A 13,418-nucleotide genomic window follows, 5' to 3' on the forward strand; every position below is an offset into this window, starting at 1 on the left:
TTGTCACCCCGATAACGTACATATCCACCAGGGCGCTGGCTCTCACCATCCCTCCCCGGTGTGGCTAGATCGGATAGACCAGATAGCGGGGTAGTACCGTCGTATCGAGGAGGGTACGGCGGGAAAGGAGCTTCAGATCTCCATCCTCGCCTTCCCGAACGAGATCCTCATATTGCCCTGTCGCGAGGACTTCGGACACGCCGCTGTCTTCGGGCGTCATGAACACGCTGAAGTTGGACCGCGCTTTCCAGGTGTTATCATCAATTCGGTCCGCCGCGACGCGCTGAACGAAACGCCGAGTTCGATAGTCCTGAAATGTCCCGGCCCATATCTTCGTGATATAGGTCACTCGGTCGAGCAGGCGCGCGTGGCAGTCGTCGTACATGAAGCCCAGCGCGAGCCCCTGTTCCTCATTTTCACGCGACAGACAGATATAGGATGCGTCGTCCTCTTCCACATAGTTGGATAGCCAGCGCTGCATATCCTTGCTGTCGAGTGCGTCCGCGTCCGCGACGAGCAAGTCGTCGAGCGCGCGATTAAAGTTTTCGGGCGCCAAGGTCATGCTGCGCGCCTTTCGAAACCCATTATTTCCCGATAATATTCCCATCTCGGAAGATTTCCGCTCTCGTCGTTCTGAAGGAACTCGTCCTCGATCTTCTCTTTGTCACGGACACCTTTTTGAAAGATGGCCGCGCCCGGCGTGTGATTCCCGATATGAATCCGGTGAAAAATCGACGCGTCTTCCATGCTGATCAGGCCGCTCGGACCCAAGAGGTTCGAACTTTGGCGCAAGCGGTGCCGCACCATCTCCTCATCGTCATCGGCATGCGCAAAATAAGCGTAATGCACTTCGACCCGCTCATGATCGATGGGCGTCGCGAACCGCAGGTTGATAACGTCCAGATGCTTCGTTGCAACGAAGGTCGGAAAGAGGCTGACGATCCGGGATCCGACGGAGGGGTCCTGCCCCTTGAACTCGATGATCGACGGATCTTCGAGCATCGTATCGCCGCGGGCAACCGACAGCTCGGATTCAAAGCCTATATGGCCCCGTTTCGTACTGGTGAACTGGCGCCCCTTACCGCCCTGCCAGTTCAGGAGATTGAAGGCCTGGTGCAGGAGCGGTGCATGATAGCCGTCATTGTCGGTATAGGACTTCCAGTTCGTGTTGTACCGGACCTTCTGGTAGCCGAGCAGCTTGAGGCGGCCGTCCCCCCCCACGAGCTCGCGGAGCGTTTCCACGATCGATCCGAGGCATTCGAGAAGGGGTTCGGTTCGAGCGGACATGGTAACGAACACGACGCCGTAGACGCTCTCCATCCGGGGTTGGGCCAAGGGATAGTCGGAGCGGTTGAAGCCAGGCACGAACTCGCGCTGGTTCGGACACCCTACCAGGTCCCCCCGCGTGCTGAACAGCCAGCGATGATATGGGCATTCGAATTCCTGCTTGTTCCCCATTGGAGCGGTTTCGAGCTGGTTCCCGCGGTGCGAGCAGGCGTTGAAGAAGGCGCGAACGACACCATCATCGCCGCGCGCGATCAGCAGGGGAATACCGGCGAGACGAAACGTCTTGAAATCCCCCCGTTCCGGGATCTCGCTCTCATGGCAAACCGGATGCCACTCCTCGCCATGAAAAATGCGCTGCAGTTCGGTGTCGTAAACGTCCTTGCGTACGAAAACTTCCTTCGGAATCTCATTGAAATTGTGAGGCCAGTCTAAATCTAGCTTCGTCATGGGATTGCCTCCAATGATAATGGCGTGGATTGCTCGCGTTCCAGCTCGCGTCCCAGGTCGGCCCACATCGTGCCGGATTTGCGCGCCCCGGCCAGAAACGGCTCGGGTACGAGATGATACGGCGGCCGAACTGGTCCCGCTTTCATCCACCCTGCAGCGTCCATTCGGGCCTTCTCGAGGCCGATGTTATAAGTTGAAAATTCCTTGAAGCTCCCATTCGGGAACAGGGGCGCGGCGGTGGGGCCCAGACGCGCCTGCAGCGCCCGCGCGGCCGCCCAGTCGCCGCTTGCCCTCGCCTTCGCGACAATATCGCGCAAACTCGTCGTCACGAGCGGATGGCAAACGGCGCCACTGGACCAGAAGGCATCGATCTCGTCGACCATCCGCGCCGCCGCATAATAATCGAAATCGATGGGGAGTAGCTTGATATTGCCCTTCACGGCCGCAAGATCGGCCAGCAGTGTACCGATTCCGATATATTTCGCGGTTACGACCTGGGGAATTTCCGCGACCTGCGCCCAGAATGCCCGCGGAAAATCGAACTTAAACGCTTCGGGGTTGGCGTAAATGGCGATATTCATTTCGGGGACCGCCTCGGCGACGTCGCGATAGAATTGCACGGAAACGTCGAGCGCGGGCGCGCACCACATTGGAATGCCAAGCATGGTCCCGTCGGCGCCAAGCGCAAGCGCTTCCCGGGTCAGGGCGATCGTATCGCGCGTGTTAAGGCAGGTCGTGCCCACGAACACGGGAACGCGGCCGCCGGCCGCATCGACAATCGCTCGCATATAATCGAGCTTTTCACCGTGGGTGAGCGTTGCCGCCTCTCCCAGAGTTCCCATGCTGAGAATGCCGTCAATTCCAGCATCGATCAGCCCGTTCACCACCCGCGCGGCTTCATCCAGGTCGACCGTATTCTGAGCGCGCCAGTCCGAGGCGTTTTCGGTAGCGGGCGTCGGCACGATGGCCCAGGCGCCTTTGATATCATCGGGTCGGAGCAGCCGGCTGCGCATCATCCCTCTCCTTTTGGACCTGCAGAATCACGGCCCCTTCGTTGTTCATAGTGTAATGCATTACTCCTTGTGTTTGCAAGCTGTGACATGTAATTCCCGAATCAACCTACGCGTAATAATCCTAACTAGTTGCTATTTAACAATTTTCTTTGTGCAATAGTGGAGAGCTCACGATGATTTCCTCCGGGCGATATGCCGACAAGATCGCCGTTGTCACGGGCGGCGCTCAGGGCATCGGATTGGCGGTTGCGGCCCAAATGGCCCGGGAAGGCGCGACAGTGACCATCGCAGACCGCGCCGAGGACGCCACGATGGCGGCCGTTGCGGGCCTTCGTTCCGACCGGCTCGACGCCCATGGCGAAATTCACGACCTTGAGAAAAGAGACGGCGCCTGCTCGCTATACCGGAATGTGATCGAGCGGCATGGGCGGGTCGATGTCGCGGTCCATAATGTCGGCGGCACGATCTGGGCCAAGCCCTTCTGGGACTATTCCGCGGAGGAGATAGAGGCTGAGATCAACCGTTCGCTCTGGCCTACGATCTGGTGCTGTCATGCCGTGCTGCCGTATTTCCTGGCGGCGGGACAGGGTGCGATCGTCAACGTGGGTTCGGTCGCGACGCGCGGGATCAACCGCTTGCCCTATGCCGCGGCGAAGGGCGGCGTTGCTGCGCTGACCGTGGCGCTCGCCCAGGATCTCGAAGACAGGCCCATTCGGGTCAATTGCGTGGCGCCAGGCGGCGTGAACATCACGAGAGTTACCCCCAGAAATCCGGCCGAGCCCACCGAGGCAGACAAGGCAGGGTTCGAGGCTGTCGTAAGGCAGACGCTGCGCGATACCCCGATGGCGCGCTTTGGCGAGGTCGACGAGATAGCTGCCGCCATCTGTTTTCTCGGCGCCCCCGAGGCCTCCTACATTACCGGACAGACGCTCTATGTTGCCGGAGGCGGGATCGGCTGAAGTTCGGGGACCTAGGAAGGAGACTTCTTCAATATATCGCGCAGCGGGACATCGATATCGGCCAACTCCGCCTGCACGACGCGCGCGCGGCGTTCGACAAGGCGCTTGGCGACTCCCATATCCGCAGAGCGGTTCGCGGTCAGCGCGCCCATGACGAGATCTCCTGAGAGGAAGAATGCGCAAAAGGCATCATCCTCCACCCTCCCGCGCATGATGAGCTGCTGCTGCGCGTCGATGCGCCCGGTCACTTGTATGTTCAGCTCATATTGGTCGCTCCAGAACCAGCACGGGCGGCAATATTCGACGGGTTGACCGAGCATGGCGGCGGCGGCTGCAGCACCCTGCTCGGCTGCATTCTGATATGTTTCCATTCGCACGCGGCCGCCGAAGAAGTCGGGTTGCTCGGCGACGTCGCCCGCGGCGAAGATGACGGGATTGCTGGTACGGCATTGCGCGTCGACAACGATCCCATTGCCGACGATCAGGCCGGCATCCGCCGCCAGTTCGACGGCCGGGACGATCCCGATGCCCACGACAACTGCGTCGCAGGCAAGTTCTTCGCCATCATCGAGCTCGACGGCGCAGACTTTTGCGCCGCTCAGGCGAAGACCTTTGACCGATCGGCCGTAGAGCGCACGAACGCCCTGCATCCGGTGATGCTCGCCGAGCCAAGCTCCAAAATGGTCCCCGAGTGCCCGGATCATCGGCGAAGCGAACGGCTCAACAGCGGTAACATCGCAGCCCATGCGCCTCGCACTGGCAGCAACCTCGGCGCCGATGACGCCCATTCCGATGATCACGATCTGCGCGCCGGGCCGCAGATCGGCGGCAAGGCCGGCGGCGTCGCCGAGGGTGCGAAGATGGTGCACATTGGCAGCCTCGGCGCCTAGCAAAGGCAGGCGGCGAGCGGCGCCGCCCGTTGCCAGGAGAATGCGGTCCGCCTGAACCGCTTCGCCGGACGCGAGTCTCAGCGCGCCGGCGCGCAGGTCGATCGCCGTTGCTCGCACGCCCAGGCGAAGCTCGACCTTGTTCGCGGCGTACCAATGCTCGTCATGAAGATAGAAGCTTTCAGAAGGCGTTCCGCCTTCCCACAGAAACTCCTTCGAAAGCGGCGGCCGTTCGTAAGGGCGCCACGGCTCCTCGCCGATGAGATGAATATGGCCGTCATAACCTGCGCTGCGCAGTGATTCCGCCGCCCTTGCGCCGGCCATGTTTGCGCCGACGACCGCAATGCTATTGATCACTATTGGTCACCCTATTGATCGAACATTCCAAGCTTGCCCTCGTCGAGGTTCACGATCACCGACTTCGTCTGGGTATAGTGGTTGAGCACCTCGTGACTAAACTCCCGGCCAAACCCGCTCTGCTTGTATCCGCCGAGCGGCATGTTTGGTTTGAGGTTATAATATCGGTTGATCCATACCGTCCCGGTTTCAAGCTTCCTTGCAATGCGATGCGCGCGCGCGAGGTCGCGGGTCCACACGCCGCCGGCGAGGCCGAAGCTCGTGTCATTGGCACGCGCCATCATCTCGTCCTCGTCGCGCCAGCTTTGCACTGTGGTAACAGGACCGAAGATCTCTTCTTGCGCAATTCGCATGTCGTTTGCGACCTTGGTGAAGATTGTCGGCTGGACGAAATGCCCTTTCGCGAGCCCGGCATCCGCCGAACGCGCGCCGCCGGCAAAGACCGTCGCCCCTTCCTCGATCGCGAGCGCGAGGTAGGATTCGATCTTCTCCATTTGCATAGTCGAAGCCTGCGCTCCGAGCTGCGTGGCAGGGTCCAGCGGATCGCCCTGCCTGATGTTGCCGAGCGCATCACGAAATTTCTCGAGAAACTCTTCCTCTATTGCCTCGTGAAGGAAGAGGCGCGACCCGGCGAGGCACACCTCGCCCTTGTTAAGGACGGTCGACATCGTTGCGCTCTCGACAGCCGCGTCGATATCGGCATCGGCACAAATGATGTGCGCCGATTTTCCGCCGAGTTCGAGCGTCTGCGGAACGATATTCGCCGAGGCATATTGGATCACGCGGCGCGCGGTCGCGACCGATCCCGTGAAAGCGACTTTGCGCACGTCGGGATGGGTTACGAGCGCCTCTCCGACGTCGGCCCCATAACCCGTGACGACATTCACCACACCCGGCGGCAGAATATCGGCCATCTCCACGAAAAATTCGAGCACCGAGAGGCATACCGTTTCGGCCGGCTTCAATACCACCGTATTGCCCGCCGCCAGAGCCGGCGCGATTTTGCACGCCATCATGAGCAGGGGAACATTCCACGGTATGATCTGGGCGCAGACGCCCAGCGGCTCGCGGTGCACGATGCCGATCGCATCGGGAAAGTCCAGCGTCTGGCCATGCAGGCCGTAGGCGGCACCCGCGAAGAGTTCGAACTGGCCGATCGCGTTGGGCAGGTCGAAATACAGCGACTCGCGGATGGGCTTACCGTTGTTCAGCGTTTCGAGGACGGCATATTCTTCAAGGCGCGCCTTGAGGCGGCGCGCAATTTCGTAAAGAAGGTCCTGCCGCTCCGCCGCGCTGCTCTGGGACCATGCGGGAAAGGCCGCTTTTGCCGCCGCCACGGCCCGACCAACATCGGCGGCGTTCCCAGCTTGAATTCGGGCGAGCGTCTCACCCGTAGCAGGGTTGAGCAGCGCGATTGTCTTGCCGCTGGCGCCCCCGACCCATTCTCCGCCAATCAGATGGCCATATTCGTCGCGAATGCCATAGTTGCTTTCAATCGCCTTCAGATTTGTCGACATGTCGCTTCTCCACCTTATTCCACAACTTCGATCGTCAGACGACCGAGAGGATAGAGCCGGCAAGCAAGGGCATAACCCGCCTGGAGCTCCGCGTCCGATACATGCGCCTTGCTCATCTTGCCGAGCCGATGCGCGCCTTCGATAACCCGTACCCGGCAGATTCCGCAGCCGCCGCCCCGGCATCCGACGCCGATGTCGCTCGCTCCGCTGCGCTCCATGGCAACGAGCACGCGCTCCCCGTCCGGGCATGGAAAGGCGCTGCCTCCCACGATTTCCACGAGATGCGGGCGCATAGCGACTATCCCCCGGACTCGCGCGCGCGCCGCGCGGCGAACGACTGGCCGCCAACTGCGAAATGTGCTGCGGGAACCTCACGCAGGATGACGCGAACCGACTCGATCGGCGCCCCGACGGCGGATACGGCGGCGTCGGTCAGCGCCGCGACGAGAGCTTCCTTCGCCTCCGGCGTTCGTCCCTCGAGCAAGGTGACCTCGATAATCGGCATCAGGCATCAACCCTGATCGAAACTGATCCGAGATTCTGGACAGTCGTGCGGATCGACTGACCCTTGGCAAGGGTCGGAGCAGCTGTGATCCCGCCCGCCAGGACGATATCCCCGGCCTCGATGCGCTCGCCGCCCTCCGACACCATGCGCGCGGCCGCAACGAGCGATCGTAGCGGATGCCCCAATATGGCGGCGCTGGACCCCACTTCGACGACTTCGCCGTCGATTTCGAGAATGACCCCGAGATTCGAGATATCCTGGTGCGGGTCGTTCCAGCTTCCGACGACAAAGCCCGAGGAAGAACTGTTGTCAGCGATGACATCGGCGAGCGCGAACTTGAAATTCTCGTATCGGCTGTCGATCACCTCCATCGCAGGCGCCACCGCGGCAACCGCGGCGAGCGCCTGGGCCATCGTAACCCTACCGGCGAGGGGCGCCGACATCAGGAAGGCGATTTCCGGCTCGATGCGTGGGTGGACGAAGTTAGCGAGCGCAAGGCTGCCCCCTTCCTCGATCAGCATCTTGTCGGTGAGTCGGCCCCAAGCCATCTGGTCGACGCCCACTTGTTGCATCTTGGCCCGGCTCGTGAGACCCATTTTGACGCCGACACGCCGCTCGCCGCGCTGGAGGCGACGATCGATGGACAGTCGCTGGATTTCATAAGCGTCCTCAACCGTCAGCTCGGGTCGGGCATGGGTCAACTGCGGCGTAGCCACGCGTTCGTGCGCGGCCCGGTCCAGGATTTCGGCCAGACTTGCCAAATCGCTCATTGCGACACCGCCAGTTCCTGGTCCCGAACGAGGTCGAGGGCGACATCGACGATCATATCTTCCTGGCCGCCGACCATCCGCCGCCTGCCGAGCTCGACCAGGATCTGGCGGGTATCGAGACCATATTGTTCGGCCGCCTTTTCGGCATGGCGCAGGAAACTGGAATAAACGCCTGCATAGCCCAAGCTGAGAGTCTCGCGATCGACGCGCACCGGGCGGTCCTGCAGTGGCCGCACAATATCTTCCGCGGCGTCCATCAAGCCCATCACGTCGCACCCGTGCTTCCAGCCCTTGCGATCGGCGGCGGCGATGAAAACCTCGAGGGGGGCATTGCCCGCCCCGGCACCCATGCCGGCGAGACTGGCGTCGATGCGCACCGCGCCGGCCTGCGCCGCGACGATCGAGTTTGCGACGCCGAGCGAGAGATTGTGATGCGCATGCATCCCGCGCTGCGTTTCGGGCTTGAGGACCCGATCGTAAGCTTCGAAGCGGGTCCGGACGCCGTCCATGTCGAGGGCTCCGCCGCTGTCGGTTACATAGATGCAATGGGCGCCATATCCCTCCATGAGCAAGGCTTGCTGCGCGAGCGCTTCGGGATCGATCATATGGCTCATCATCAGGAAGCCAGAGACGTCCATGCCGAGGTCCCGCGCAATCCCGATATGCTGCTTTGCAACGTCGGCTTCGGTGCAATGGGTAGCAACGCGCACCGAGCGGACGCCGAGACTGTGCGCGCGCCTCAGTTCCTCGACCGTTCCGATGCCCGGAACCAGAAGCGTCGTCAGCACCGCATGTTCGATGACATCAGCCGCTGCCTCGATCCACTCCCAATCGGTGTGGGCCCCAAACCCGTAATTAAAGGATGTCCCGTTGAGGCCGTCGCCATGCGAGACTTCGATGGCATCGACCCCGGCTGCGTCGAGCGCCTTTGCAATGGCTCGTACGCTGTCGGTGCCATACATGTGAAGGATGGCATGCATCCCGTCGCGGAGCGTTACATCCTGGATGTATAGCGACTGGCTGGATGGATCGAAGGTCATGCTGCGATTCTCCCCGTCTGACGCACGAGGACTTCGGCGGCAGCCTTTGCCGCAGCGGTCATGATATCGAGGTTGCCGGCATATTTTGGCAAATAGTCGCCGGCGCCTTCGACCTCGAGGAAGACGCTGGTCTTCATTCCTTCGAATTCGCCATAGCCCGGGATCTTTAGCGGCCGGTTCGATCCGAACCGTTCGAACTGAATGTCCTGCTTCAATCGATACCCTGGCACATAACGCTGGACCTCGGCGACCATCGCCTTGACGGCATCGCAGACCAAGCTCTCGTCAACCAAGTCGGTCAGGGTGAAGATCGTGTCGCGCATGATCATCGGCGGGTCGGCCGGATTGAGAATGATGATCGCGCGGCCTTTGGCCGCTCCCCCAACAACCTCGATGCCCTTGGCCGTGGTGCGCGTGAACTCGTCGATATTGGCCCTTGTACCGGGTCCGGCCGACCGGGACGAAACCGACGCGACGATTTCCGCATAATGGACCGGCGTGACGCTCGACACCGCAGCGACAATCGGGATCGTCGCCTGTCCGCCGCACGTGACCATATTGATATTGCGAGCGCCCGAGGAGACCGCTGCGTTGACCGGCGGTACCACGAAAGGGCCGAGCGCGGCGGGCGTCAGATCGACGACAAGCTTTCCATCCGCTGCGAGGGCCTTGGCATGTTCGACATGCGCATAGGCTGAGGTCGCGTCGAAAACGAGCTCGATGTCAGGGTAATTCGTAAGCGCGCGCAGTCCATCGATACCTTCGTGGGTCGTGGTTACGCCGCGCGCGCGCGCCATCGCAAGGCCTTCGGAGGCGGGATCTATTCCTACCACAACGGCAAGTTCGAGTTCGCTCGAGCCCAGCAATATCTTGACCATGAGATCGGTGCCGATGTTGCCCGATCCGATGATCGCGCATTTCGTCTTCGCCATCTCTTTATCCCTTTCCGGTTGATCGCCTCAGCTTGCAAACGCCGCTTTGACGGTCCCGACTCCATTGATTCTGGCCTCGACGACGTCGCCGGCCGCGACGGTTGCCATGGGTCCGAGAGCGCCCGACAGAAGAACATCTCCGGCAAGAAGCGGACGGCCTTCGCGTGCCATGACGCGCGCCAGCCACAAGGAGGCACTGATCGGGCTGCCAAGACAGGCGACGCCCGCGCCGACAGAAACAGGCTCGCCGCGGCATTCCATCACCATCCCGCACGCGCGTAGGTCGAGCCCGTCGAGCTTGCGCGGAACGGCGCCAAGCACGAACAGACCGCTCGAAGCATTATCGGCGATGGTGTCCAAGATCCGGATGTCCCAATTGGCGATGCGGCTGTCCACGACCTCGATCGCGGGCACGACATATTCGACCGCCCGGATCAGTTCGGCGATCGTAAGGTCGGGCTGAAGGAGGTCGCGCCCGACCACGATCGCGATTTCCGCTTCGACCTTTGGCTGGATGACCCGCCCGAGCCCGATCGGCTCGCCCTCGGGCACATCCATATCAGCGAAGAGCATGCCATAGTCGGGCTGGTCCACGCCGAGCTGCTTCTGGACCGCCCGCGAGGTAAGCCCGATCTTGCGTCCGACGAGACGGCGCCCCGAGGAGAGTGCGTGGCGGGTGTTCAATTCCTGCACCGCATAGGCCGCCGCGACGCCACCGCCGCTGAGGCTTTCGCGAAGCGGGGGGATCGGCGAGCGCCTTTCGGCCGCCGTTCGGAGGGCGATCGCTGCTTCTTCAATGATGTCAGGGTCAAGTGTATTTTGTTCGGACATGATCATATCTTCACGCAGATGTTTTCGAGCTCGGTGTAGAATTCGAGGCTGTGCGCTCCGCCCTCGCGGCCTATACCCGATTGCCCCGAACCGCCGAATGCCGTGCGCAGGTCGCGCAGGAACCAGCAGTTCACCCAGCACACGCCGACGGACATTGCCGCCGCGACGCGATGAGCTCGAGAGAGATTTTCTGTCCAGACGGTAGCGCACAGGCCATAATCCGTGTCGTTCGCCCAACTTATCGCGTCGTCTTCGGTGTCGAAGGGAATGATCCCGCAGCAAGGACCGAAAATCTCCTCCCGCATGACGGTCGAATCATGAGCGAGGCCGGTCCAGATTGTGGGTTCGACCCAGAACCCGCCCGCCGCCGCGGCATCGACGTTGGGTACCCCGCCGCCCGTAACGGCGATTGCCCCTTCGGCGATCGCCCGCTCATAATATCCGAGCACTTTCTGCCGATGTTCTTCGCTGATCATCGGCCCGAGGTAATGCGGATCACCCTTGTCCCCGGGTTTCAGTGCGCGAGCGGCAGCGGCAAGCTTGGCTACGAAAGGTTCGAAGACGGATTGCTCGACGTAGACACGCTCGGTCCCCAGGCACACTTGCCCGCTATTCAGAAAGGCGGCGCGCGAAATGCCTTCGGCTGCTTTCTCAAGATCGGCATCGGCGAAGACGATCGCTGGATTTTTGCCGCCGAGTTCGAAGCTGATGTCGCGAACGCCGACGGCAGCCTGCTTCATGATGGCTTGCCCGGTGCCGGTTTCGCCTGTGAAGGTGATGGCATCGACGTCCGGATGGGCGGTGAGGAACTCGCCTGCTGCGCCGGGGCCGAAGCCATGGACGACATTGTAGACGCCCGCGGGCATTCCGACCGCGTCCATCACTTCGCCGAGAAGGGCTGCCGTCCGCGGCGTCTCTTCGGACGGCTTGACGATCACGGTGTTCCCGCAGGCCAGCGCCGGGCCGACTTTCCAGGTCATCAGCAAGAGCGGGAAATTCCACGGGCAGACGACCGCGATGACACCCTTCGGTTTGCGCACAGCGTAATTGATCGCACCGCTCCCGTCAGGCGTCGGGGTACCGAACGATTCTGTCGGGAGGGTCGTGACGATGTCGGCGAACATCCGGAAGTTCGACGCGCCGCGCGGAACATCGATGTGCGCCGCGACCGCTCTCGGCTTGCCCGTATCGGCCACTTCTGCATCGAGAAAGTCTTCCGAGCGCCGTTCGATCTCATCCGCAACAGCAGCGATGAGCCGAATGCGCTCGGCTGTTGTCATTTTGCCCCAAGGTCCTGTGAGCGCACGCTTGGCCGCCGCTACAGCGCGATCCACATCCTCACGGGTCGCCTCATGAACGCGCCCCGTCTCCCGACCGGTGGCGGGGTCGATGTTGGGGAACGTCGCCCCCGAGCCGCCCTTTACGAACCGTCCGTCGATAAAGTTCAAGATATCCGCAGCGACAGGTCGGTTTCTCTCTTCCGGTTCGACCGCAAGCTGTTGAACCTGTACCATTCAGAACTCCTTCGCACCAATCGAGGCGGCGGCTGCCCGGGCGCAGGCGATGTCGAACTCCTCGGAGCCGCCCGAGACTCCAATTCCCCCGATGCAATCCCCATCGACTATGATCGGGACACCGCCGCCGAACATCACGACCCGCGGCTGACGCGCGATGCCGTTGCATAAGGCTTCGGAGCCCGAGACCAGTTCGTAGACCGCTGCCGTCGGCACTTTGAAACTTGCGGCCGTGAAGGCTTTGTCCTGAGCTATCTTTTCGGAGTGAAAGGGAGCCGCGCCGCCTTTCAGGAACGCGACCAGTTCCCCCGACGCGCCCACGACCGCAGCGACCACGGGCGTTCCGCCGGCGGTGCCATGCCCTACGGCAGCGGCGACCGCCTCCAAGGCGGACCCGTGTGCAATCGTGTGGTAGTTTTCGACCATCGCAGGAAGTCAGGTATTGACGGTCATGAAGCGGTCGTTGAGCGCCTTTTCATAATAGAAAATCGCCTTGCCCGCCTGTTCGACGCCCCACGACCGGCGAGGATTATCGGGGTAATAATCATATCCGCCGGCAAAGGTCTCGTTCCGATTTCCCGAAGGGTCGAAGAAATATATGGTCTGACCACGCGTGATACCGTGGCGCGTCGGGCCGATATCGAGTGAGATATCATAGCGACTGATGATATCGGCAGCATTTCCGACGTCGTTCCAGGATTCCAGGCGGAACGATGTATGGTGGATTTTCGCATCCTCGGGGCCTGCAAGGAACGCGATATCGTGAGCCTTATTGCTACAGCTCAGGAAGATGCCGAGCCGAGTGCCGCTCGCTTCGTCGACGAGTTCCTCGGTAACGGAAAAATCGAGCGCTTCGACGAAGATTCGCGCCGATCCCGCGACATCGATGCCGTTGAGCGCCGAGTGATCATATCGCATAGCGCGCATGCCGCGCGGCTCACTGTGCCAGACGTCCGGGTTCTTTGTGGGAGGACCGTCTGCCGATAATTCCATGTCGGCGTAAAGGTCGAAGATATGCCCGGTAGGAACCGCGAAGCGCAGCTTGCGTCCGACGCCCTCTTCCTCGCCCGCGGCGATCCATTCGACGTCGACGCCGGTGGCTTGCAAACGGTCTGCGAATATTTCGAGGTCGCTGTCGCGGCAAACCTTGAAGCCGATCCGATCAAGACCGGGCATATCCGCCTCGCGCAGGATGACGCTGTGTCGATCGAATTCGTCGAACCCGCGGAAAAATGCCCGGTCACCCGAACGACCGACGAGTTCCAGCCCGATCCGGTCGCGATAATGGGGGATGGCCTCCTCGAGATCGAGGACGCGCATCTGGACAAAGCCTGGTCGCATCACGCCTGTAATTGCCAT

Annotated in this window: 15 protein-coding genes; 1 reads left to right on the plus strand and 14 read right to left on the minus strand. The window is 61.6% G+C overall.

Going from position 1 to position 13,418, the window contains the following annotated elements; translation table 11 throughout:
• Positions 1-64 precede the first annotated feature (64 nt).
• From CVO77_RS07795 to CVO77_RS07805, 3 genes are read right to left on the minus strand one after another with little or no spacing between them, the layout of a single operon-like run.
• Positions 65-562 carry an aromatic-ring-hydroxylating dioxygenase subunit beta gene (locus CVO77_RS07795; RefSeq protein ID WP_105998628.1) on the minus strand — a complete coding sequence of 166 codons (498 nt, stop codon included), beginning with the start codon at positions 560-562 and terminating at the stop codon, positions 65-67.
• Positions 559-1,734: an aromatic ring-hydroxylating oxygenase subunit alpha gene (locus CVO77_RS07800; RefSeq protein ID WP_105998629.1), complete on the minus strand. Its 1,176-nt coding sequence runs from the start codon at positions 1,732-1,734 to the stop codon at positions 559-561. The genes CVO77_RS07795 and CVO77_RS07800 overlap by 4 nt, the downstream gene beginning before the upstream one ends.
• A complete protein-coding gene (locus CVO77_RS07805) occupies positions 1,731-2,747 on the minus strand; it encodes a dihydrodipicolinate synthase family protein (RefSeq protein ID WP_106000725.1) in 1,017 nt (338 codons plus the stop codon). The genes CVO77_RS07800 and CVO77_RS07805 overlap by 4 nt, the downstream gene beginning before the upstream one ends.
• Before the next feature lie 173 nt (positions 2,748-2,920).
• On the opposite strand from CVO77_RS07805, the gene CVO77_RS07810 reads away from it, so the two are divergent.
• The gene (locus tag CVO77_RS07810) at positions 2,921-3,706 is read left to right on the plus strand and encodes a 1,6-dihydroxycyclohexa-2,4-diene-1-carboxylate dehydrogenase (protein WP_105998630.1); all 786 of its coding nucleotides are present in this window, start codon (positions 2,921-2,923) and stop codon (positions 3,704-3,706) included.
• 11 nt (positions 3,707-3,717) lie between these two features.
• On the opposite strand, the gene CVO77_RS07815 is transcribed toward CVO77_RS07810, so the two are convergent.
• From CVO77_RS07815 to CVO77_RS07865, 11 genes are read right to left on the minus strand one after another with little or no spacing between them, the layout of a single operon-like run.
• The gene (locus CVO77_RS07815; RefSeq protein ID WP_242446141.1) at positions 3,718-4,950 is read right to left on the minus strand and encodes an NAD(P)/FAD-dependent oxidoreductase; all 1,233 of its coding nucleotides are present in this window, start codon (positions 4,948-4,950) and stop codon (positions 3,718-3,720) included.
• An 11-nt stretch (positions 4,951-4,961) separates the two neighbouring features.
• Positions 4,962-6,467: an aldehyde dehydrogenase family protein gene (locus tag CVO77_RS07820; protein WP_105998631.1), complete on the minus strand. Its 1,506-nt coding sequence runs from the start codon at positions 6,465-6,467 to the stop codon at positions 4,962-4,964.
• 14 nt (positions 6,468-6,481) lie between these two features.
• The gene (locus CVO77_RS07825; RefSeq protein WP_037557647.1) at positions 6,482-6,760 is read right to left on the minus strand and encodes a 2Fe-2S iron-sulfur cluster binding domain-containing protein; all 279 of its coding nucleotides are present in this window, start codon (positions 6,758-6,760) and stop codon (positions 6,482-6,484) included.
• Between the two features lie 5 nt (positions 6,761-6,765).
• On the minus strand, positions 6,766-6,972 hold the full coding sequence (locus CVO77_RS07830) for a 2-hydroxymuconate tautomerase (RefSeq protein ID WP_037557646.1): 207 nt from the start codon (positions 6,970-6,972) through the stop codon (positions 6,766-6,768).
• Complete coding sequence (locus tag CVO77_RS07835) at positions 6,972-7,742, minus strand: 2-keto-4-pentenoate hydratase (RefSeq protein WP_037557645.1); 771 nt, start codon at positions 7,740-7,742, stop codon at positions 6,972-6,974. The genes CVO77_RS07830 and CVO77_RS07835 overlap by 1 nt, the downstream gene beginning before the upstream one ends.
• Positions 7,739-8,782: a 4-hydroxy-2-oxovalerate aldolase gene (gene dmpG, locus CVO77_RS07840; protein WP_037557643.1), complete on the minus strand. Its 1,044-nt coding sequence runs from the start codon at positions 8,780-8,782 to the stop codon at positions 7,739-7,741. Before dmpG ends, CVO77_RS07835 begins: the two co-directional genes overlap by 4 nt.
• Positions 8,779-9,714, minus strand: a complete 936-nt coding sequence (locus CVO77_RS07845) for an acetaldehyde dehydrogenase (acetylating) (RefSeq protein WP_105998632.1) — start codon at positions 9,712-9,714, stop codon at positions 8,779-8,781. Before CVO77_RS07845 ends, dmpG begins: the two co-directional genes overlap by 4 nt.
• A gap of 27 nt (positions 9,715-9,741) precedes the next feature.
• Complete coding sequence (locus CVO77_RS07850; protein ID WP_106000727.1) at positions 9,742-10,545, minus strand: 2-keto-4-pentenoate hydratase; 804 nt, start codon at positions 10,543-10,545, stop codon at positions 9,742-9,744.
• A gap of 2 nt (positions 10,546-10,547) precedes the next feature.
• A complete protein-coding gene (locus CVO77_RS07855) occupies positions 10,548-12,059 on the minus strand; it encodes a 2-hydroxymuconic semialdehyde dehydrogenase (protein ID WP_105998633.1) in 1,512 nt (503 codons plus the stop codon).
• A complete protein-coding gene (locus tag CVO77_RS07860; RefSeq protein WP_105998634.1) occupies positions 12,060-12,485 on the minus strand; it encodes a GlcG/HbpS family heme-binding protein in 426 nt (141 codons plus the stop codon).
• A gap of 9 nt (positions 12,486-12,494) precedes the next feature.
• A complete protein-coding gene (locus tag CVO77_RS07865) occupies positions 12,495-13,418 on the minus strand; it encodes a catechol 2,3-dioxygenase (protein WP_105998635.1) in 924 nt (307 codons plus the stop codon).

Origin of the sequence: Sphingopyxis lindanitolerans (assembly GCF_002993885.1) — a bacterium.
GTDB classification, from domain to species: Bacteria; Pseudomonadota; Alphaproteobacteria; order Sphingomonadales; family Sphingomonadaceae; genus Sphingopyxis; species Sphingopyxis lindanitolerans.